Annotated in this window: 21 protein-coding genes and 3 tRNA genes; 11 read left to right on the forward strand and 13 right to left on the reverse strand. The window is 61.2% G+C overall.

Features of this window, described 5'->3' with window-relative positions:
- Nucleotides 1-8: 8 nt before the first annotated feature.
- From AB8A23_RS22165 to AB8A23_RS22180, 4 genes are all read right to left on the reverse strand, one after another.
- Nucleotides 9-596 (reverse strand): NuoB/complex I 20 kDa subunit family protein, encoded by a 588-nt coding sequence (locus AB8A23_RS22165; protein ID WP_089264564.1) that lies wholly within the window; start codon nucleotides 594-596, stop codon nucleotides 9-11.
- Complete coding sequence (locus AB8A23_RS22170; RefSeq protein ID WP_068730894.1) at nucleotides 587-952, reverse strand: NADH-quinone oxidoreductase subunit A; 366 nt, start codon at nucleotides 950-952, stop codon at nucleotides 587-589. Before AB8A23_RS22170 ends, AB8A23_RS22165 begins: the two co-directional genes overlap by 10 nt.
- A 231-nt stretch (nucleotides 953-1,183) precedes the next feature.
- A complete protein-coding gene (locus tag AB8A23_RS22175; protein WP_089264565.1) occupies nucleotides 1,184-1,393 on the reverse strand; it encodes a hypothetical protein in 210 nt (69 codons plus the stop codon).
- Nucleotides 1,381-1,572: a hypothetical protein gene (locus AB8A23_RS22180; RefSeq protein ID WP_439058210.1), complete on the reverse strand. Its 192-nt coding sequence runs from the start codon at nucleotides 1,570-1,572 to the stop codon at nucleotides 1,381-1,383. The genes AB8A23_RS22175 and AB8A23_RS22180 overlap by 13 nt, the downstream gene beginning before the upstream one ends.
- 74 nt (nucleotides 1,573-1,646) lie before the next feature.
- Here AB8A23_RS22180 and AB8A23_RS22185 point away from each other — a divergent pair, with 74 nt between their 5' ends.
- Entirely contained in the window at nucleotides 1,647-1,922 is a 276-nt protein-coding gene (locus tag AB8A23_RS22185; RefSeq protein WP_231080817.1) for a DUF3072 domain-containing protein, read from the forward strand.
- A gap of 109 nt (nucleotides 1,923-2,031) precedes the next feature.
- Here AB8A23_RS22185 and AB8A23_RS22190 read toward each other — a convergent pair.
- Nucleotides 2,032-2,108, reverse strand: a tRNA-Asp gene (locus AB8A23_RS22190).
- A 255-nt stretch (nucleotides 2,109-2,363) separates the two neighbouring features.
- Between AB8A23_RS22190 and AB8A23_RS22195 the strand changes: the two genes are divergently transcribed.
- The 6 genes from AB8A23_RS22195 (at nucleotide 2,364) to AB8A23_RS22220 (ending at nucleotide 6,038) form a co-directional block, all read left to right on the forward strand.
- A complete protein-coding gene (locus tag AB8A23_RS22195) occupies nucleotides 2,364-2,684 on the forward strand; it encodes an HU family DNA-binding protein (protein WP_068730898.1) in 321 nt (106 codons plus the stop codon).
- A gap of 98 nt (nucleotides 2,685-2,782) precedes the next feature.
- Complete coding sequence (gene pepT, locus AB8A23_RS22200) at nucleotides 2,783-4,042, forward strand: peptidase T (protein WP_439058209.1); 1,260 nt, start codon at nucleotides 2,783-2,785, stop codon at nucleotides 4,040-4,042.
- Nucleotides 4,043-4,246: 204 nt separating this feature from the next.
- On the forward strand, nucleotides 4,247-4,981 hold the full coding sequence (locus AB8A23_RS22205; RefSeq protein ID WP_089264570.1) for a helix-turn-helix transcriptional regulator: 735 nt from the start codon (nucleotides 4,247-4,249) through the stop codon (nucleotides 4,979-4,981).
- 82 nt (nucleotides 4,982-5,063) lie between these two features.
- A complete protein-coding gene (locus AB8A23_RS22210) occupies nucleotides 5,064-5,678 on the forward strand; it encodes an acyl-homoserine-lactone synthase (protein ID WP_158596803.1) in 615 nt (204 codons plus the stop codon).
- On the forward strand, nucleotides 5,678-5,863 hold the full coding sequence (locus AB8A23_RS22215; RefSeq protein ID WP_089264572.1) for a hypothetical protein: 186 nt from the start codon (nucleotides 5,678-5,680) through the stop codon (nucleotides 5,861-5,863). Before AB8A23_RS22210 ends, AB8A23_RS22215 begins: the two co-directional genes overlap by 1 nt.
- A gap of 98 nt (nucleotides 5,864-5,961) precedes the next feature.
- A tRNA-Val gene (locus tag AB8A23_RS22220) sits at nucleotides 5,962-6,038 on the forward strand.
- Nucleotides 6,039-6,052: 14 nt separating this feature from the next.
- Here the strand turns inward: AB8A23_RS22220 and AB8A23_RS22225 are convergent.
- The 6 genes from AB8A23_RS22225 to AB8A23_RS22250 form a co-directional block, all read right to left on the reverse strand.
- Nucleotides 6,053-6,469, reverse strand: a complete 417-nt coding sequence (locus tag AB8A23_RS22225) for a GFA family protein (RefSeq protein ID WP_439058208.1) — start codon at nucleotides 6,467-6,469, stop codon at nucleotides 6,053-6,055.
- Nucleotides 6,470-6,565: 96 nt separating this feature from the next.
- Entirely contained in the window at nucleotides 6,566-8,992 is a 2,427-nt protein-coding gene (gene lon / locus AB8A23_RS22230) for an endopeptidase La (protein WP_093758782.1), read from the reverse strand.
- A gap of 307 nt (nucleotides 8,993-9,299) precedes the next feature.
- Entirely contained in the window at nucleotides 9,300-10,574 is a 1,275-nt protein-coding gene (gene clpX / locus AB8A23_RS22235; RefSeq protein ID WP_089264575.1) for an ATP-dependent Clp protease ATP-binding subunit ClpX, read from the reverse strand.
- A gap of 445 nt (nucleotides 10,575-11,019) precedes the next feature.
- Nucleotides 11,020-11,655, reverse strand: coding sequence for an ATP-dependent Clp protease proteolytic subunit (locus AB8A23_RS22240; protein WP_089264576.1), 636 nt, complete (start codon nucleotides 11,653-11,655; stop codon nucleotides 11,020-11,022).
- Nucleotides 11,656-11,965: 310 nt separating this feature from the next.
- Nucleotides 11,966-13,318: a trigger factor gene (gene tig, locus AB8A23_RS22245; protein WP_093758783.1), complete on the reverse strand. Its 1,353-nt coding sequence runs from the start codon at nucleotides 13,316-13,318 to the stop codon at nucleotides 11,966-11,968.
- 161 nt (nucleotides 13,319-13,479) lie between these two features.
- Nucleotides 13,480-13,564: transfer RNA gene (locus AB8A23_RS22250), tRNA-Leu, on the reverse strand.
- Nucleotides 13,565-13,714: 150 nt separating this feature from the next.
- Here AB8A23_RS22250 and AB8A23_RS22255 point away from each other — a divergent pair.
- Nucleotides 13,715-15,031 (forward strand): multicopper oxidase family protein, encoded by a 1,317-nt coding sequence (locus AB8A23_RS22255; protein ID WP_439058207.1) that lies wholly within the window; start codon nucleotides 13,715-13,717, stop codon nucleotides 15,029-15,031.
- Between the two features lie 7 nt (nucleotides 15,032-15,038).
- On the opposite strand, the gene AB8A23_RS22260 is transcribed toward AB8A23_RS22255, so the two are convergent.
- Nucleotides 15,039-16,535, reverse strand: coding sequence for an NAD(P)H-hydrate dehydratase (locus AB8A23_RS22260; RefSeq protein WP_439058206.1), 1,497 nt, complete (start codon nucleotides 16,533-16,535; stop codon nucleotides 15,039-15,041).
- Nucleotides 16,536-16,977: 442 nt separating this feature from the next.
- Here AB8A23_RS22260 and AB8A23_RS22265 point away from each other — a divergent pair, with 442 nt between their 5' ends.
- Nucleotides 16,978-17,316 carry a P-II family nitrogen regulator gene (locus AB8A23_RS22265; RefSeq protein WP_068730910.1) on the forward strand — a complete coding sequence of 113 codons (339 nt, stop codon included), beginning with the start codon at nucleotides 16,978-16,980 and terminating at the stop codon, nucleotides 17,314-17,316.
- A gap of 229 nt (nucleotides 17,317-17,545) precedes the next feature.
- On the forward strand, nucleotides 17,546-18,955 hold the full coding sequence (glnA, locus tag AB8A23_RS22270; protein ID WP_068730911.1) for a type I glutamate--ammonia ligase: 1,410 nt from the start codon (nucleotides 17,546-17,548) through the stop codon (nucleotides 18,953-18,955).
- A 77-nt stretch (nucleotides 18,956-19,032) separates the two neighbouring features.
- On the opposite strand, the gene AB8A23_RS22275 is transcribed toward glnA, so the two are convergent.
- The gene (locus AB8A23_RS22275; RefSeq protein WP_439058205.1) at nucleotides 19,033-19,719 is read right to left on the reverse strand and encodes a hypothetical protein; all 687 of its coding nucleotides are present in this window, start codon (nucleotides 19,717-19,719) and stop codon (nucleotides 19,033-19,035) included.
- A gap of 122 nt (nucleotides 19,720-19,841) precedes the next feature.
- Here AB8A23_RS22275 and AB8A23_RS22280 point away from each other — a divergent pair, with 122 nt between their 5' ends.
- Nucleotides 19,842-20,993, forward strand: coding sequence for an AI-2E family transporter (locus AB8A23_RS22280; RefSeq protein ID WP_439058204.1), 1,152 nt, complete (start codon nucleotides 19,842-19,844; stop codon nucleotides 20,991-20,993).
- The last annotated feature ends 72 nt before the right edge of the window (nucleotides 20,994-21,065 follow it).

Here is a 21,065-nt window from a genome sequence, read left to right on the forward strand (position 1 = left end):
CGCGAGTCTTAGCGTTCAATCGTGCCGGTGCGGCGGATCTTCTTCTGCAGCAGCAGCACGCCGTAGAGAAGCGCTTCTGCGGTGGGCGGGCAGCCCGGGACATAAATGTCGATCGGCACGATACGGTCGCAGCCCCGAACCACCGAATACGAGTAGTGATAGTAGCCGCCGCCATTGGCGCAGGAGCCCATCGAGATGACGTAACGCGGCTCCGGCATCTGGTCATAAACCTTGCGCAGCGCCGGGGCCATCTTGTTGGTCAGCGTGCCGGCGACGATCATCACGTCGGACTGACGCGGCGAGGCGCGCGGCGCGAAGCCGAAGCGTTCGACGTCGTAACGCGGCATCGACACCTGCATCATCTCGACCGCGCAGCAGGCGAGACCGAAGGTCATCCACATCAGCGAGCCGGTGCGCGCCCAGGTGATCAGATCGTCGGTCGCGGCGACGAAGAAGCCCTTGTCGGACAGCTCGGCATTGACCTCGAGAAAATACGGATCGTTCGCGCCGACCGGCTTGCCGGTGGACGGATCGATGATGCCTTTCGGCGCCTGCGCGATCGCGGGAGCCGAGGCTATGACTGGGCTCAATCCCATTCGAGCGCGCCTTTCTTCCATTCGTAGGCGAAACCGATGGTGAGCACGCCAAGAAACACGATCATCGACCAGAAGCCGGTTGCGCCAAGCTTGCCGAAGGCCACTGCCCACGGAAACAGAAAGGCGACTTCCAGATCGAAGATGATGAAGAGAATCGCCACCAGATAGAACCGCACATCGAACTTCATGCGCGCATCGTCAAAAGCGTTGAATCCGCATTCATAGGCGGACAGCTTTTCCGGATCTGGCTGCTGGTAGGCGACGAGAAATGGCGCGATCAGCAAGGCCAGACCGATGACGGATGCGATGCCGATAAAGACCACAAGTGGGAGATAATTATGCAAGATGCCGTTCATCGGCGAGCCTTACTCCTGCGGCCCTGACTTTGCCACAGATTCGAACATTGGAATGGTTCTGAGGCTTAGCGCAGCGCAACAAGCCATGCAAGACAAGGGATGTTGACAGTTTCATGCTCTGCCATGCGCGGCGCGACGATTGAAACGCAACCTTGCCGATGCATCGCTGGCTGCGACAAACCTCCCGCAGATTCTCAAAAATCCGGCATGACTTCTCAACCGCCGGGACCGTCAAACCTCGCCCGTCGGCGGGTCGGACCTGACGTTCCTTCCCTGCCACAACATGCCATCCAGTTCGGCGCGTTTCCGTACCAGCAGCAACTCCGCGGCGGCGTTGTCCATGCCCGCCTGTCGCAACAGGCGGATCGCCGCGCCGAGCTCGGCGATCTGCGCCCGCAATGTGATGATCCTGAGTTGCGGCGGCTCGCTCACGCCGGACATGCTAGCACCTCGCGCTCCGCAATGAGCGCCAGCAGATCGGCCTGCATCCGCTGCAGGCGCATGGAGGCATTGGCACAGTCCAGCCCAGCATTGGTCAGCAGCCGGATATCCGACTGCACCCCTTTCATCTGGTAGCGCAGCCGGGCGATTCTGAAATTCAGGTTGGCGAGCTTGGTCATTTGCGATATAGAACAAAAAGAGAACAAATTGACAAGCCATTGTTTCGACCCAGATCGGATTTTTGGAGGTTCCCATGACCCTTGCTTTGAAGGCCCTGGCTTTGAAGACCCCGGCTTTGAACACCCGCGGTGAGATCGTCGTCCCCGCGATTGCCGCATCGGTATCGTCGTATGAGAGCCTGCCGGATCGCCTCTCCGGGCCGATGACTCGCGGCCAGGCGCTGACGCTGAAATCGCTGGCGATCGAGGCCTATCAGCCCAAACAATTCGAAAAGGACCTGACGCGCGCTGAAGCCGCGCGGCGAATCGAGGCGCTGAAGCAGGAAATCGCGCTCGCAGATTCGTTCTGAGCGCTGGCACGTCAAATGCCGCGCGTGACGTCTGCAACTCTATAATTCTCTTGAGGAAACTTGTGGGGACGACCGCGGATGGACCTGAATCCCGCCATTCCCGATGGAATGGCGCGAGAGACGGGACTCGAACCCGCGACCTCTGCCGTGACAGGGCAGCGCTCTAACCAACTGAGCTACTCCCGCGTGGATCGTCTGCAATCCCGCAGTGGGGCTGGACATAAAGGGACGTCCTTTTGAAGTCAAGGACGTTGCAGAACCATTCCCGGGGACATCACAAGAAGGCGTCGTTGCAGGCTTTGCGAGAAGGCCGTTTTAAGGCCGGAAATGCAAATAAGCCCCTGTTTGCAGGCAAAACAGCGGGGCGGCATCGCTCCGAATCGTTTAAGCCCTGCTGCGTCACAGGTTTAAGACAGACCACCAACGAGAAGGGCCAGATTCATGGCAAAAGCTGCAACCACCACCGCCGCGAAAGCGGCCACTCCTCCCACCATCACGCTGAAGCATCTCGCCGCGGCCCTGGCTGAAGATCACGAGCTGTCGAAGAAGAAGGCCGAAGAAATCCTCGGTGACATGGTGGAGCGCATCACCAACCACCTCAAGAATGGCGAGCGTATCCGCATCGTCGGCCTTGGCATCCTTCAGGTCCGCAAGCGTGCCGCCCGCATGGGTCGCAACCCGGCGACCGGCGAGCAGATCGAGATCGCGGCCAGCAAGAAGGTCGCGTTCCGGCCGGCCAAGGAACTCAAGGAAGCCGTCTGATCGACCGCTTGAACTGATCTCATTCCGGGCCGCGTCCTCGTGACGGCCCGGAATGAAACTTCTAAGCTGCCAGGACTTCTGCAATCAGATGGTGCCCTTTGACAGCAACTCCCCCCTTCGATTTCGCCCATGACGTGACTGCGTGCTTCCTGCGCTATGTAGTGATCGACACCCAGTCCGACCCCGCCTCCCCCACCTGCCCATCGACCGAAAAGCAGAAGGATCTCGGCCGCGTGCTCGCGCAGGAGCTGCGGGACCTGGGGCTCAGGGACGCGCATCTCGACGAGCATGGCTATGTCTATGCGACGATCCCCGCGACATCGGACAAGAAAGTGCCGGTGATATGTTTCTGCTCGCATATGGACACCTCGCCCGACTGCAGCGGCAAGGACGTCAAGCCGCAGATCGTCAAGAACTATCGGGGCGGCGATATCGTGCTGCCGGTGGACACAACGCAGGTCATCCGCGTCGCCGACAATCCGGCGCTGAAGGATCAGATCGGCCATGACATCATCACCACCGACGGCACCACTTTGCTGGGCGCCGACAACAAGGCCGGCCTTGCCGAGATCATGGATGCGGCACGTTTCCTGGTTGCCAATCCACAGATCAGGCACGGCACCATCAAGATCCTCTTCACGCCCGATGAAGAGATCGGCCGCGGCGTCGACAAGGTCGACCTGACAAAACTGGGCGCCGACTTCGCCTACACCATGGATGGCGAGACCGCCGGCTATGTCGAAGACGAGACTTTCTCGGCCGACGGTGCCGTCATCACCATCGAAGGCGTCAGCGCGCATCCCGGCTTTGCCAAGGGCAAGATGGAGCACGCCATCAAGATCGCCGCCGCAATCGTCGAGCGACTGCCGAAAGACACCTGTTCGCCTGAGACCACCGACGGCAAGCAAGGCTTCCTGCATCCGATCGGCATTTCTGGCGCGCTTGAAAAAGCGACGCTCAGTCTGATCGTGCGCGACTTCACAGATGACGGCCTTGCGGAGAAGGAAGCGCTGCTGCAATCCATCGTCGACGACGTGATGACGGCCTATCCGCATTCGACGGCGACGCTCGAGATCAAGCAGCAATACCGCAACATGAAGCAGGTGATCGACCGCTATCCGCAGATGGTCGAATACGCCGTGGAAGCGATCCAGCGCGCCGGGCTCAAACCCGTCCGCAGCAGCATCCGCGGCGGCACCGACGGATCGCGGCTGTCCTTCATGGGCCTGCCCTGCCCCAACATCTTCGCCGGCGAACACGCCTTCCATGGCCGTACCGAATGGGTCAGCGTTCAGGACATGGAAAAAGCCGTGCAGACCATCGTGCATCTCGCGATGATCTGGGAAGAAAGGGCGTAGTGGTAACAAAGAACCATTCGCGGCACAAAGCAGCGAGGGACGGGCGTTCCGGCAGTGACGGAACGGTGTATAGTTGTACTGTCAATCGAATGGCGAATTGCGCGCCGTGACGGCGACGATATCCTCCCCAGTACATATTATAAATTATAACAAGAATAATTTCCCAAAAACATAGCTCCATTTCAGCTGATATGCAGGCGCGCCATGGGGTCATTCAAAGGCAAGCATTTTCAGACCGCGTTGTCGGCCATCGAAAGCATTGCCAATGCCGCCTCCATGTCTGCGGTTGGCGATGTCGTGGCCGCTACGGCCAAATCGTTCGGCTACAACCACATCTGCTTTCTGGCCTCGACCGGCGTCAACCAACCGTTCGAAGATCGCGTGCTGCTGAAAGTATGGCCCAAGCCATGGGCCGAACAATATAGCGCGTCCAATTTCTATGCCTCGGATCCCGTTGCGCCGCGGATCCGCCGGCAACCCGAGCTGTTCACCTGGTCCGACATCCGGCTCGATGAGGTCAGCCCGATATCACGGACCATCATGGAGATCGCGTCTGTCGATTACGGATTGAAGTTCGGCCTCTGCGCACCCGTGCACGGCATGAACGGCTATCAGGCCGGCCTCTCGCTGGCAGGCTACGAAGTCGAAAATACCGAAGACGCGCACGGCGCCATCGAGCTCGTCACCATGTATGCGTTCAACCGCTTTGCAACGCTTCGCTCTCACCAGCGTGCGAAGTTGATCGCCCTCACCTTGCGGGAGCGCGAGGTCGTCAGCTGGGTCGCTGCCGGAAAGACCGCCTGGGATACGAGCGTTATTCTCGGTATCTCCGAGGATACGGTGAACAAGACTGTCACCGCTGCCATGCACAAGTTGAATGCGCATACGCGCGCGCAGGCCGTGGCCGAAGCGATCACACAAGGACTGATCGCTTTCTGAATTGTCAATCCCCTGCCCACGGAATATCGCGACCAAACTCATCATGAGAACCCTCCACGCAGACGAGCGTGGAGAGCTTTTTATGATCGAGGTCATTCACAGCGGTAATGCTGGGCAGTTCGGCGATCTCCTGGACAAGCAATTTCGGTTACGGCACGAGGTCTTCGTCGGCGAGCGCGGCTGGACCGCCTTCGATGTCGATGGCGAGCACGAGAAAGACCAGTATGACGATGATGCCGCCGTCTATCTGGTCGCGGCCGACGACGCAGGCACTGTCGCAGGCGGCTTCCGGCTCTATCCAACCGTCTTGCCTCACATGCTCAGCGAGAATTTTGCGCAGCTTGTCGATGGCGCGCTGATCCAGCGCCGCGATGTGTTCGAGCTGACACGCTTTGCCATGCGCAAGTCCGAACGCCGCAGCCATCACTATTTCGAACTGCTGCTCGCGATTCAGGAATATGGCCTGATGGAAGGCCTGTCCGGTTTCACCTCGGTCATCAATCCCTTGCGCATCCCGATTCTTCAGGGCTTCGGACTGGAGATCGAGCCGCTGGGATTGCCAGCCATGATCGATGGCGAGGCCACCATCGCCGTGCTGTTTCATGTCAGCGAAAAGTGTCTCGCCCGCGTCAGCAAGAGTGTCGCCATCAAAGACAGCGTCTTTGCACTGCCTCAGACATCCCGGCGGATCGCCTGATGCCGATGTCCCCCAATCAGTTCCAAGTCATTCAGGGCGGCAAGGACAGCGACGAGCTGATCGTCACGATGCTGCAAGCTTTGCGGCTGGCGAACGCATGCGGGTCCGAGACGACCTATGATCTGCTGCGCATGGCGCTGTTGAACGAAGGCGTTCAACTCGCCAAGGTGCTGGCGGCGCGCTAGGCGAAACACCTGAGGGCGAGATCGGAATATCCGCGCGGGAACGCCTTGCCGCGACGGAGTGCTGGCGTTAAAGAGAGGCCGTGAGGGTGATTGCCCGAGGGCGGCTAGCTCAGCTGGTTAGAGCATCTCGTTTACACCGAGAGGGTCGGGAGTTCGAATCTCTCGCCGCCTACCACCTCCTCTGGCCCTCTATGGATCGTTCGATCCCTTTGGCCGCGCTGGCAGTTCCGCAAGATCATAAACCCAGGGCGCGGCTGACCGGCACCAAATCTGGCGTCGTGGCGGCAGCTCGGCGCGCTGGCGGATACTGCCCCAGCGAATACCCCACTCGTTATCCTCAGCCTCCTCGCCACTGGCGAATATCGGCGAGCCGCAGTCCCCGCAAAAGTGCTGCAGCCGGTTGAGACCGTTGTCGCCGCGCTTGACATAGATCTTCGGCGCACCGCCCGTCATCTCGATCGTGTCGGCCGGCGTCAGTACCGTGACGCGATAGGGCGAACCAGTCAGCATCTGGCAATCCGTGCAGTGACAGATCGACACCCCCTGCGGATCGATCGTCGCGCGATAGCTGATGAAGCCGCAGTGGCATTGGCCGTCGATCTGCATCGTCCCGTCTCCCGAACATCTCAAGCAACTGCGATCTTGCCATAAAAAAAACGGCGCCCCGAAGGGCGCCGCTGATTGTTGTCGAGGATATCAGCCTTAGTGGGCCGTCAGACCGCTGCCGGCCTCTTCCGCGCCGTCTGCCTTCACCGGCAGCTTGGTATCCTCTTCCCAGACGATCGCCTTCGGCGCTCGCACCAGGGCGTTGGCGATCACCTCGTCCATCCGGGCGACCGGGATGATGTTCAGCCCGCCCTTGATGGCGTCGGAGATCTCGGTGAGATCCTTGGCATTGTCCTCGGGGATCAGCACCGTCTTGATGCCGCCGCGGGCCGCTGCCAACAGCTTCTCCTTCAGACCACCGATCGGCAGGATCCTGCCGCGCAGCGTGATCTCGCCGGTCATGGCGACATCGTGACGGATCGGAATGCCCGTGAGCACGGACACGATCGTCGTCGCCATCGCCACGCCTGCGGACGGACCGTCCTTCGGCGTTGCACCTTCGGGCACGTGGACGTGGATGTCGCGCCGCTCGAACAGCGGCGGCTCGATCCCGAAGTTGATCGCGCGCGAGCGGACATAGGACGCCGCTGCCGAGATCGATTCCTTCATCACGTCACGCAGGTTGCCGGTGACGGTCATGCGGCCCTTGCCGGGCATCATGACGCCTTCAATGGTGAGCAATTCACCACCGACATCCGTCCATGCCAGACCGGTGACGACACCGACCTGATCGTCGCTCTCGATCTCGCCGTAGCGATACTTGGGCACGCCCAGGAACTCTTCGAGATTCTTCTCGGTGACCTTCACCACCTTCTTCTTCGAGAGCATCAGCTCCTTCACGGCCTTGCGGGCCAGTGTGGAGAGCTCGCGCTCCAGATTACGCACGCCCGCTTCGCGGGTGTAGCGGCGGATCATCAAGAGCAAGGCGTCGTCGTCGATCGACCATTCCTTGGCATCCAGACCGTGCTTGGAGAGCGCGATCGGGATGAGATGCTTGCGGGCGATCTCGACCTTCTCGTTCTCCGTGTAGCCGGCGATCCGGATGATCTCCATACGATCCATCAGCGGGCCCGGAATATTCAGGGTGTTCGCCGTGGTGATGAACATCACGTTCGACAGATCGTAGTCGACCTCCAGGTAGTGATCGGCAAAGGTGCCGTTCTGCTCGGGGTCAAGGACCTCAAGCAGAGCCGACGACGGATCGCCGCGGAAATCGGCGCCCATCTTGTCGATCTCATCCAGCAGGAAGAGCGGATTCGTCGTCTTGGCCTTGCGCATCGACTGGATGATCTTGCCGGGCATCGAACCGATATAGGTCCGGCGATGTCCGCGGATCTCCGCCTCGTCACGCACGCCGCCGAGCGACACACGCACGAACTCACGTCCGGTCGCCTTGGCGATCGACTTGCCGAGCGAGGTCTTGCCGACGCCGGGAGGACCGACGAGGCACAGGATCGGCCCGCTCAGCTTGTTGGCGCGCGTCTGGACCGCGAGATACTCGACGATGCGGTCCTTGACCTTCTCGAGCCCGTAGTGATCGTCGTCCAGCACGGCCTGCGCCGCAGCGAGGTCCTTCTTGACCTTGGACTTCTTGCCCCACGGAATCGACAGCAGCCAGTCGAGATAGTTGCGCACGACGGTCGCTTCAGCGGACATCGGCGACATCTGGCGCAGCTTCTTCAGCTCGTGCTGCGCCTTCTCGCGGGCTTCCTTCGACAGCTTGGTCTTGGCGATCTTCTCTTCGATGTCGGCCAGCTCGTCACGACCCTCGTCGTCGCCGAGCTCCTTCTGGATCGCCTTCATCTGCTCGTTGAGATAGTACTCGCGCTGGGTCTTCTCCATCTGGCGCTTGACGCGCGAGCGGATGCGCTTCTCGACCTGCAGCACCGAGATCTCGCTCTCCATCAGGCCGAGCACCTTCTCCAGGCGCGCGGTGACGGACAGCGTTTCCAGGATGCCCTGGCGATCTGCGATCTTGACGGCGAGATGCGACGCAACAGTATCGCCGAGCTTGGCGAAGTCAGTGATCGCCTGCACGACACCGACGACTTCGGCGGAGATCTTCTTGTTGAGCTTCACATAGCTCTCGAAATCCGAGACCACCGAACGCGACAGTGCTTCCGCCTCGACGCTCTTCGCATCGGTATCGGCCAGCGCGACAGCCGTCGCTTCGTAATATTCAGTGCGATCGGAATACTTCTCGACCTTGGCGCGCTCGAGCCCTTCCACCAGCACCTTCACGGTGCCGTCGGGAAGCTTCAAAAGCTGCAGCACGCTGGCGAGCGTACCGATCTCGTAAATCGAGTCCGGCGATGGATCATCGTCCGACGCATTCTTCTGCGTGGCGAGCATGATGAGCGCATCGTTCTTCATCACCTCTTCGAGCGCGCGGATCGATTTCTCGCGGCCGACGAAGAGAGGCACGATCATGTGCGGGAAGACGACGATATCGCGCAGCGGCAACACCGGATAGGAGTGGCTTTCGCCGTGAACAATGGTTGGCCGGGGTTTGGAGGCAGTCATGGCCCATTCCTTTTGCTGTGCCCCCTTGCAAGCAGTCCGCCCGATGGCGCAACCGCACAAGGTGCCGATTTTCCGTCTTTGCTCGGCCGTCTCAGGCTCTACGTGTCCGGATCGTTATGGCGAATCTTGAGGGAGATTTTGTGTTCGCCGAGAGCATTAGGTGGCTATGGGCCGGGGGGGTGTCAAGTCGCGGAAATACCCATGAACAAGGGCGGTTTACAGAGCGTAGCAGCAATAAAATAGGCGGCTGCCGATCACCGGCAGCCGCCTATTGAACTTAAGTCGATGGGCCCGAAAGCCGCGCCGATCAGGCGCTTGCGCTGCTCTCCGCCGTCCGGTCCGAACGGTCGGCGTAGATGTAGAGCGGGCGAGCCGTCCCATCCACAACCTCCTTGGAGATGACGACTTCCTCGACACCTTCCAGACCGGGCAGATCGAACATGGTTTCGAGCAGAATGCTCTCCAGGATCGACCGCAGACCACGTGCACCGGTCTTGCGTTCGATAGCCCGGCGGGCCACCGCACCCAGTGCCTCGTCCGCGAAGGTCAGCTCGATGTTCTCCATCTCGAACAGGCGCTGGTACTGCTTGACCAGCGCGTTCTTCGGCTCGATCAGAATCTTCTTCAGCGAGGTCTCGTCGAGGTCCTCGAGTGTCGCGACCACTGGCAGACGGCCGACGAATTCGGGGATCAGGCCGTACTTCAGCAGATCTTCCGGCTCGACGTGGCGGAAGATTTCACCGGTGCGGCGATCTTCGGGTGCCAGAACCTGCGCTGCGAAGCCGATCGAGGTGGTCCGTCCACGCGACGAGATGATCTTCTCGAGGCCCGAGAACGCACCGCCGCAAATGAACAGGATGTTCGTCGTATCCACCTGCAGGAATTCCTGCTGCGGATGCTTGCGGCCGCCCTGCGGAGGCACGGAGGCAACGGTGCCTTCCATGATCTTCAGCAGAGCCTGCTGCACGCCCTCACCCGACACGTCACGGGTGATCGACGGATTGTCCGACTTGCGCGAGATCTTGTCGATTTCGTCGATATAGACGATGCCGCGCTGCGCACGCTCGACATTGTAGTCGGCCGCCTGCAGCAGCTTGAGGATGATATTCTCGACGTCCTCACCGACATAACCGGCTTCGGTCAGCGTCGTCGCATCGGCCATCGTGAACGGCACATCCAGAATGCGGGCGAGCGTTTGCGCGAGCAGCGTCTTGCCCGAACCAGTCGGACCGATCAGCAGGATGTTCGACTTCGCGAGTTCGACGTCGTTGTGCTTGGTCTGGTGGTTGAGGCGCTTGTAGTGGTTATGCACCGCGACCGAGAGAACCTTCTTCGCATGGAACTGACCGATGACATAGTCATCGAGCACCTTGCAGATTTCCTTCGGCGTCGGAATGCCGTCGCGCGACTTGACCAGCGAGGACTTGTTCTCCTCGCGGATGATGTCCATGCAGAGTTCAACGCATTCGTCGCAGATGAAGACGGTAGGACCCGCGATCAGTTTGCGAACTTCGTGCTGGCTCTTGCCGCAGAACGAACAATACAGCGTGTTCTTGGAGTCGCTGGTACCGACCTTACTCATTCCTATCTCCGTCCGCCGTTCGATCTTTGTCTGCCGGTCGCCCAGTTACGGGACATATCCCGTAGATAGAGCAAAATCCGTACCAAAAAAGACCTCGTTCCAGAATGCCGCTCGAATCACGGCTCACTCGAATCCCCGCGATACTAACCGATCCGCATCAGCGAACCATGCTGACAGCCGATGATCAAGAATTCGCTAATCGGCTCCATCGCCTGGAGCGTGACAATAGCGTGATTTGCGGCATTTGCGCGGGAGAACCCCGAAAATTGGGGAACGTTGCGTGAATGACACCACCCGACCAGCACGAAAGCGGAACTCTCGCGTCTGCTGGCGTCGGCACATAGTACCAATTCGGGAATAACTTGATCGATATGGCTTGCTTGGGACAGGCGGCGCGCGGGCGCCGTCTGTCTCGGTCTCGATATGTTCGCCGAAACGGCGTCGTTTAGGCCGGCTTCGCCGGGGTCGATTCTTCAGCGCGCTTGTCGATGACCTTGTCGATCAGCCCGAAATCCTTCGCCTGATCCGCCGTCATGAAGTTATCGCGCTCAAGCGCGTTGTGAATGTCCTCGTAAGCACGTCCCGTGTGCTTCACATAGATCTCGTTGAGCCGGCGCTTCAGGCTCTCGACTTCCTTGGCATGGATCAGGATGTCGGTGGCCTGGCCCTGGAAGCCGCCTGACGGCTGATGAACCATGATGCGGGCGTTCGGCAGCGCAAAGCGCATATCCTTTGCGCCAGCCGTCAGCAACAGCGAGCCCATCGACGCGGCCTGACCGACGCACAGCGTCGACACCGGCGGACGGATGAACTGCATCGTGTCGTAGATCGCCAGACCCGACGTCACCACGCCACCGGGCGAGTTGATGTACATCGAGATTTCCTTCTTCGGATTCTCGGCTTCGAGAAACAGAAGCTGGGCAACGGTCAGCGTCGACATGCCATCTTCGACCGGACCGGTCACGAAGATGATGCGCTCCTTCAAAAGGCGCGAAAAGATATCGTAAGCCCGTTCGCCGCGGTTGGTCTGTTCGACCACCATCGGGACGAGGTTCATGTAGGTTTCTACCGGATCGCGCATTGATCACCCGAAAGGTTGGAGGAGACACACGTCCATCGGCAAGACTGGAACCGGTTACGGTTTGCCGGGAGAGGACGAACGTCCCGTGATGCAGGAACAACAAACAGAGCCCACAGATATGGACCAATCGAGCAGCAACAAGACCACCGGTCCACATGCCGCCCTGAACCTCAGTTCAAGCCGATTCGGACGGCCACCGCAAAGCGCTGGAGCCCTTTTGGAACCTGTTTCGAGCGGTATCCTTAACGTCAAAACGCCGGCTGGAGGACCCGGCCGGCGTTTCTTTTAACGTCTTCTAAGAAGCTGCTGCTCAGGCCGCGGTCTTCTCGTCCTCGTCCTTGTAAAGGTCGTCCTTGGACACCTTCTTCTCGGTCACATTGGCCAGTTCGAGGATGAAGTCGACGACCTTGTCCTCGTAGATCGGTGCACGAAGCTGGGCCAGCGCGTTGGGATTGCTGCGGTAAAAGTCCCACACTTCCTTCTCGCGGCCCGGCATCGAGCGGGCGCGCTCGATCACGGCACGGCTGACCTCGTCATCGCTGACGGTGATCTTGTTCTTCTCGCCGATCTCCGAAAGCACGAGACCGAGACGCACGCGGCGGTCGGCGATCTTGCGGTACTCTTCCTGCGCGGCTTCTTCGGTGGTGTCCTCATCGGCGAAGGTCTTGCCCGACGATGCCATCTCCTGCTGGATCGAATTCCACATCAGCTTGAACTCTTCGTCGACCAGCGACGGAGGCGCATCGAACTTGTGGGTCTCGTCGAGACGGTCGAGCAGCAGGCGCTTGACGCGCTGGCGGGTCGCACCGGCGAATTCGGCAACCAGACGCTCGCGCGCGGCTTCCTTCAGCTTGTCGAGGGACTCGAGGCCGAGGGTCTTGGCGAACTCGTCGTCGATCACGGTGTCGACCGGCGATTCGACCTTGGCCGCGGTGGTCTCGAACTCGGCAGCCTTACCGGCCAACGTCTCGCTCGCATAGTTGACCGGGAACGACACCTTGAGGGTGCGGGTCTCGCCGGCGGCGATGCCGATCAGCTGGTCCTCGAAGCCCGGGATGAAGGTGTTGGAGCCGATCGCAACCGGGATCTCCTCGCCGGTGCCGCCCTCGAAGGCGACGCCGTCGATGGTGCCCTTGAAGTTGACCGTCACGCGGTCGCCCGACTCGGCCTTGCCGGTCTTCTCGGTGAAGGAACGGTTCTGGTCGGCGACGCGCTTGATCGCTTCATCGACGTCCGCATCGGTCACTTCGGCCACCGGCTTCTCGACGGTGAAGCTCTTGAAGTCGGCGAGCGCGATCGGCGGCACGACTTCGATGGCGACGGTGTAATTCAGGTCCGACTTGCCCGACAGGATGTCTTCGACTTCCTTCTGCTCGGTCGGCATCGTGATCTTCGGCTCGGAAGCGAGCTTGAAGCCACGCTCGGTGAAGATCTGCGTGTTGGTGTCGCGGATCAATTCATCGACGGTCTCGGCGGCAACCGAGCGACCATAGAGACGCTTCAGGTGACCGACGGGAACCTTGCCCGGGCGGAAGCCGTTGAGCTTGACCTTGCCCTTCATGTCATCGAGGCGCGCATCGACCTTGGCTTCGATGTCGGCAGCCGGCACGTTGACCGAGAACTCGCGCTTCAATCCCTCGGAGAGGGTTTCATTCACCTGCATGGCGTCAATCTTCTTCCCGCTTGGTCCGGCCCAATGGCCCGGACATTGTAAATCTGTGCGGCATCAGGCCAGAGCCTGCGCCGGTGGTGCGAACTGTCTCTGCAAGGCCAACCTTGCGGAAACACGTCCGAAAATCGTCATGGTCAAACGCTATGTGCGCTTGGTGCGGGCGGAGGGACTCGAACCCCCACAACTTTCGTCACTGGAACCTAAATCCAGCGCGTCTACCAATTCCGCCACGCCCGCGAAAAACATCATGTCCGGCCGCGATGTCGCGAGCGGCGGGCTTATAACATGGGGACCGTGGTTCGCAGCAAAAAAATGGTCACATAGCGGCTTACTTGCCGCAGCCCCGGCAACTGGACTTTGGCGCGGCAAAATGGTCGGGATTTGGGCATGACGAACCGCTTTCTCCCCCTCACGCGCCGGACCCTGCTTGCAGGCGCCGGAAGCGCGCTGATCGCCCCGATTCTGCCCCGGGTCAGCCTCGCGCAAGCCGTCGCCGCGCTGGAACTACAGGCCAAGACTGATCCCTTCCCGGTGAAGCCCGGCGCCTCCACCGAGGCCTGGACGCTCCATTCGGCCCAGAAGGGGCCGCTGCGCTTCAACCGCGGCGACGAGATCACAGTTCAACTCGCCAATCAGCTGCCGGTCCCTATCGTCTTGAACTGCCGAGGCATTAACGGCACGTCCGGGATCGGCCCGCTGCTCGACCGCAAGCCGGTCGCGGCCGGGGCCAAGGACGCGTTCAAGCTGCAGATGCGCAGCGCCGGAACGTCGTATCTGGACATGCGCCTGCTCGGCGACGGTCAGGCGCTGCCGTCTCAGGTCCGCAGCGTGGTCGTCCAGGAGAGCGATCCGATCGAGGTGGACCGCGACGAGGTGCTGCTGATCGAGGACTTCCGCCTCAGGCCGGACGGCGGTCTGCTCGCCCCCGCCAGTGATCCGAAAGACGCCGCGGCGCTGTTCCTGATCAACCGGAAATCCACGCTGGAGCTGTCGGCCCGCGTCAACGAACGGCTCAGGCTCCGTCTCATCAATGGCTGCCAACGCAATGTGGTTGCTATAAAATTTGACGATCACGAGGTCCGTGTGATGGCCATCGACGGTCAGCCCTCGGAGCCATTCCCTGCCCGTAATAATCAGGTGGTGCTGGCGCCCGGAACGCGGGTTGACGTCTTCCTCGACGCCGTCAGGCCGGCGGGATCGACCTCGGCGATCCTGCTCCATGACGGCAAGACAGCCCGGCCGATCGGCCAGATCCAAATGTCCAACGATCCACCGCTACGGGCCACGCCCCTGCCGGCCGCCGCGCCGCTGCCCTCCAACGGTTTGCCAGCTCAGCTCGATCTCAAGGGCGCGCTGCGCGTCGATATGGCCCTGAGCGCCGTCAGTCCCGAATGGGTGAAGCCGGTCGATCTGTCCGCCAGCACGCCGCCGGCATTCCGGACCAAGCCCGGCCGCACCGTGGTGCTTGCGCTGACCAACCGGGCCACCAGCCCGATGGTATTCCAGATCCACGGCCATCACGTCCGCCTGCTCGACAGGCTCGACGACGGCTGGAAGCCGTTCTGGCTCGACACCCTGGCGCTGGACGTCGGCCAGACCCAGCGCATCGCCTTTGCCGCCAACAATGTCGGGCGCTGGCTGATGGAGGCCTTCGTCGCTGACTGGGCCGCCCCGCGGCAGGTCCGCTGGTACGGCGTCGACTGAGAGGTCGTCAGTATTGGATACCGAGCTGGTCGTAGAGCCGACGGAACACCGCCGGCAGCACCTCGGTCAGATCCTCGGCGATCAGCCCCGGCCCAGCCTCGCTGCCGGCCTCGCCATGCATCCACACGCCGATACAGGCGGCCTCATAGGCCGGAACGCCTTGCGCCAGCAGCGCGCCGACAATGCCGGCCAGCACATCGCCGGAACCGGCAGTCGCCAGCCATGGCGGCGCATTGGCTGATATGGCGGCTCGGCCATCAGGCGACGCCACGACCGTATCCGGCCCCTTCAACAGCACGATAGCGCCTGACTCTTGCGCCGCCAGACGAACGCGCTCCAGTTTAGATACTGCTGGATGTTCCACATCCACCTTGCTGAAGATGCGTGAAAATTCACCTTCGTGAGGCGTCAACACGACACCGGATTCCGGGCTGGCCTTGATCAGACCGAACAGCTGCTCGGGCGCCCCCGCGAAGCTGGTCAGCGCATCGGCGTCGAGCACCGCATGTCGCTTCGTGGTCAGGATGGCCTCCACGAACATGCGCGTCCGTTCGCCAACACCGCCCCCCGGCCCGATCACGCAGGCTGACACCTTGCCGCCGATCAGCGCGGCGAACTCTGCCGACGTATCCACCGGCCGCACCATCACCGCGGTCAGCGCGGCGGCATTGACCGCCAGCGCATCGCGCGGCGACGCCACCGTCACCAACCCCGCCCCGCCGCGCAGCGCCGCGCGGGCGGACAGCCGGGCAGCGCCCGTGGCGGCGATGTCGCCGGAGACAACCACGGCATGGCCGCGCGAGAATTTGTGGCTGTTGATTTTCGGCACCGGAAACGCGTCGGCCCACAGGTCCGGATTGTTCTCGAAGGTCTGCGGCCGGATTTCCGCCAGCACATCCTCATCGATGCCGATGTCGATCACCCGCAGCCGGCCACAATGCACCCGGCCCGGCACCAGCAGATGGCCCGGCTTGGGCCTGAAGAACGTCACGGTCTCGGTCGCCCTGATAGCGCCGCCCATCACGGCCCCTGAATCGCCGTTGATACCGCTCGGCAGGTCGACAGCCAGCACGGGCACGCCGGCCGCATTGATGGCGTCGATCATGATCAGCGGATCGCCCTTGACCGGACGATTGAGCCCGGCGCCGAACAACGCATCGATGATCAAAGCCGGCTGCCCGATCAAGGAGGGATCACAGGGCAGCACCTCACCCTTCCATCCCTTGGCAGCCAGCGCCGCATCGCCCTTCAGCGTGGCCCGGTCGCAGAGCAGGATCACCGAAACGTCACGCCCCTGCGCCGCGAGCTCGGCCGCCGCGACGAAGCCATCACCGCCATTGTTGCCACGACCGGCAACGACCAGGATCGCCCCCTCCTCGGCCAGTTCGCCCGCCACATCCGCGACCGCCCGTCCGGCGGCGCGCATGAGTTTGAAGCCTGGCGTGCCCGCCGCAATCGTGAGTTGATCAGCGCGCGCCATCTCGTCGGTCGTTAGAATATCCATCTCGCTTCTCATTACGCCTTTTTGGAAGGCACTCGCGTCACACGCGAACGCAGCAGAGTAAAACTGCACATCACGCGATCACTTTGATCACTATGTAGGCAAAAGTAATCGAATACTCTTGATGCGAACCTCGTCAGGTGCGATGTAATAACCTGATAATGCTTCAAAAATAGCCGAGGAGCGAACTTGGCACGGACCCTGCTTTTAGGGAAGCCAGCTTCGGGTCCGTCGCGCTCACCGGCAAATGTTGAAAGACACCTGTTTAAGAGACAGGGGTGGCCGACCGTCTACCGCATCGGGCGAGATTTCGTCTGTGCGGCGTGGCGGCAGCGTAATAACGCCCGAAATTGGGTATCGAACAGTGTGCGCACAACGCGCAATGGTCAAAGCTACTTGAGGCAAATAACTTGCGGCCTGATTGGAAGTGCCGGGGAGACGTTCAGTGAAAAAGATCGAAGCCATCATCAAGCCCTTCAAGCTGGACGAGGTGAAAGAGGCTCTTCAGGAAGTCGGGTTGCAAGGCATTACCGTCACGGAAGCCAAGGGCTTCGGCCGTCAGAAGGGCCATGCCGAACTTTATCGCGGCGCTGAATACATCGTCGACTTTCTACCCAAGGTGAAGATCGAGATCGTGATTGGCGACGACCTCGTCGAAAAGGCGATCGATGCCATCCGTCGCGCCGCACAAACCGGCCGCATTGGTGACGGCAAGATCTTTGTGTCGAACATCGAGGAAGCCGTGCGCATCCGTACCGGCGAGTCCGGACTCGACGCGATCTGACGGCAAGGATCTGCGACGCAGGACCTGCAATGCAGGACCTGACGGACTGGACGCTCTCCAAGCCGGGTGCTATCCGACATTCAACGCTTCAAGGCGTCACCAAAAAGGCTGCTTCGGCAGCCTTCTGTTGTTGACGGTTTGTCTTGTTGAAAACATGCCGTTGTGACCTGATCGTCACGACAGATTGTTACGTCCCGGAAATCGGCCCGCAAAAAAGGTAGGGAGCCCCATGACGACCGCCAAAGAAGTCCTGCAGTCCATCAAGGACAATGACGTCAAATACGTCGACCTGCGTTTCACCGATCCCCGCGGCAAGTGGCAGCACGTGACCTTCGACGTCTCGATGGTCGATGAAGAAATGTTTGCCGAAGGCACCATGTTCGACGGTTCCTCGATCGCCGGCTGGAAGGCGATCAACGAGTCCGACATGATGCTGATGCTGGATCCGGCAACGGCGACGATCGATCCGTTCTTCGCAGAGACCACCATGGTCATCACCTGCGACATTCTCGAGCCCTCCACCGGCGAGCCCTATAACCGCGACCCGCGCGGCATCGCCAAGAAGGCCGAAGCCATGGTCAAGTCCATGGGCATCGGCGACACCGTGTTCGTCGGTCCGGAAGCCGAATTCTTCGTGTTCGACGACGTCCGCTTCTCGAGCGACCCCTACAACACCGGCTTCAAGCTCGACTCGTCCGAATTGCCGACCAACTCCGGCACCGAATATGAAGGCGGCAATCTCGGCCACCGCATCCGCACCAAGGGCGGCTACTTCCCCGTCCCGCCGCAGGACTCGGTGCAGGACATGCGCTCGGAAATGCTCGGCGCGATGGCGCGCATGGGCGTCAAGGTCGAGAAGCATCACCACGAAGTGGCGTCCGCCCAGCACGAACTCGGTATGAAGTTCGACACGCTGACCTACATGGCCGACCAGATGCAGATCTATAAGTATTGCATCCATCAGGTCGCGCACATCTACGGCAAGACCGCCACCTTCATGCCGAAGCCCGTCTTCGGCGACAACGGCTCGGGCATGCATGTGCACCAGTCGATCTGGAAGGACGGCAAGCCAACCTTCGCCGGCAACAAGTACGCCGATCTCTCCGAGACCTGCCTCCACTACATCGGCGGCATCATCAAGCACGCCAAGGCGATCAACGCCTTCACCAATCCGTCGACCAACTCCTACAAGCGTCTGGTCCCCGGCTACGAAGCCCCGGTGCTGCTCGCCTACTCCGCGCGCAACCGCTCGGCCTCCTGCCGCATCCCCTACACCACCAACCCGAAGGCCAAGCGCGTCGAAGTCCGCTTCCCGGATCCGATGGCCAATCCGTATCTCGCTTTCGCCGCGATGCTGATGGCCGGTCTCGACGGCATCAAGAACAAGATCGATCCGGGTCCGGCCATGGACAAGGACCTTTATGATCTGCCGAAGGAAGAGCTGAAGTCGATCCCGACGGTGTGCGGTTCCCTCCGCGAAGCCCTCGAGAACCTGGACAAGGATCGCGGCTTCCTCAAGAACGGTGGCGTGTTCGATGACGACTTCATCGACTCCTATATCGAACTGAAGATGACCGAAGTGATGCGTTACGAAATGACGCCGCACCCGGTCGAATTCGACATGTACTACTCGCTGTAATTCCGTAGGGATCGCAGTTCGAACGATCAGGGCGCTCCGGAAACGGGGCGCCTTTTTCGTTGCGCTTCTCCTGTCGCCTATTTCCGGGCGAGAGCCATCGCCGGTTCAGGCGTGTTCGGGAAGCCTATCGCCGCAAGCGCCCTGGCTGCTTCGCCTTCGCTGGCGGCCCACGGCAGCATCGTGGTGACACCGCGCGTGACGGGTTCGCCGAGACTCCCGCCGAAATCGATCGGCCACAGACCATTCGGCACCGCCTCGACCGTGATGCCGCGCAGCCGCGTGCCAGCGCCGAGAGGCGACAGATCATCCGGCTGCAGCCGCCGCGCCGTCGATGCATCCCGGGGGTCTGTGAAACTAGCCAGCACCGGCATCAATTCGCCGGTCACCGGAACGGCGCCGGTCTGGCTGCTGACATCGCGAAAGGCGATCTTGCGCCCCGCCGCCTGATAGGCGCGCATCGCCACGAAATTGGCGCCGTCGAAATCCGCGCTGCCCTTGTCGTCGTGCAGCATCAGCGCGGCGAGATTCCTGCCGCCGCCGAGATCGACGACCACGGCATCGCCCCGTGACGTCACCTTGCCGGCAGGTTGGTAGCCCCGATAGGGATGCACGGAGACGACATTCGAGGCCGACTTCACGCCGTCCGGCGTCTCGACCTCCATGGTCAGCCGATATTTGTGCGCGGGCCGGTTGATCCGGATCTGATCGCCGATCACCAGGGCAGCGAGCAGTCCGAGCGGACCGACCCATTTCAGCATGTTCATTATTATTGGCCTCCCCCATCGGCCATGCACGATCGCGACGGAGACGTCAAAGCGGCGATATGTCTTGATCCCCGATGCAATTGACGGAACAGTGAAAGTCCAATCGATGCAGAGGATCCACCGTGCCCGCAGAAGCCAATGTCCAGACGCGCGATCTGGCGCCCAGCGACCTGACCTGGGCGATCACGGTGGGCGGCATTGCCACGGTGTCCTTTGCGATCCTCATCGGCTTCGCCTGGTACTTCTCGGGAACGCTATTCCTGATCTTCGCAGGCATTCTGCTCGGTGTAGCGCTCAATGCGCTGACGGAATTATTCGGTCGCTTCATGGGCGGCCCGCATCCCATGCGGCTCGTCATGATCTGCATCGTGCTCGCCGCGATGCTGGTGGGCGTGATGTATCTCGGCGGATCAACCATCGCCAATCAGGCCAAGACGCTGTCCGGCACCCTCAAGTCACAGGTCGTCAACGTAAAGACCTATCTCGAGCAGCACGGCGTCGACACCAGCTATTTCGATTTCAACAGCATCACGTCGGATACGCCCGCCGAGCCCGGCACGTCGCCCGCCACCTCAACACCGAAGTCCAGCGGCGGCCTGCCGAGTGCCGGCACCATCGCATCATCAGGTGGCGCCATTGTCAGCCAGACACTGAAAATCCTGCTCGGTACCGTCGGCGCGGTCGGCAACTTCTTCATCGTGCTGTTCTTGGGATTGTCGTTTGCCGCACAGCCCAGCGTGTACCGCAAAGGGCTCTTGCACCTGACGCCGCGAAAACATCGCGGGCCGATGACGGTCATCGTCGATCGCATCAGCGACACGCTGCAGCGCTGGCTGATCGCGCAGATGCTCACCATGGTGGTGGTCGGCGCCATTACCTGGATCGGGCTGAAGCTGATCGGGATTCCCAGCGCCTTCATTCTCGGCGTTCAGGCCGGCCTGCTCGCCTTCATTCCCACCGTCGGCGCCCTGCTCGGCGGGTTGATCGTCGTGCTCGCCAGCCTCGCCTCGGGCTGGGTCGCCGCCGCGTCAGCCTTTGCGCTGTTCATGGGCGTGCATGCGCTGGAGAGCTACATCCTGACGCCAATCCTGCAGCGGCAGGCGCTGGACATTCCGCCGGCCACGCTGTTCGCGTTCCAGATCCTGCTCGGCGTGGTGTTCGGCGTCTGGGGCCTCGCACTGGCGCTGCCGGTGCTGGCGATCGTCAAGGTCGTCATCGACTTCATGCGCGAAGAGGACGAAGCCTCCGCGCAGGATAAGGCGATGGCGGCGTAACCTGATCCTCATCCTGAGGAGCGCGCCGAAGGCGCGCGTCTCGAAGGATGGCCACAGGCTTCGAGCCAAATC

Source organism: Tardiphaga sp. 619_E2_N8_4, assembly GCF_051810905.1.
Taxonomy (GTDB): Bacteria; Pseudomonadota; Alphaproteobacteria; order Rhizobiales; family Xanthobacteraceae; genus Tardiphaga; species Tardiphaga robiniae.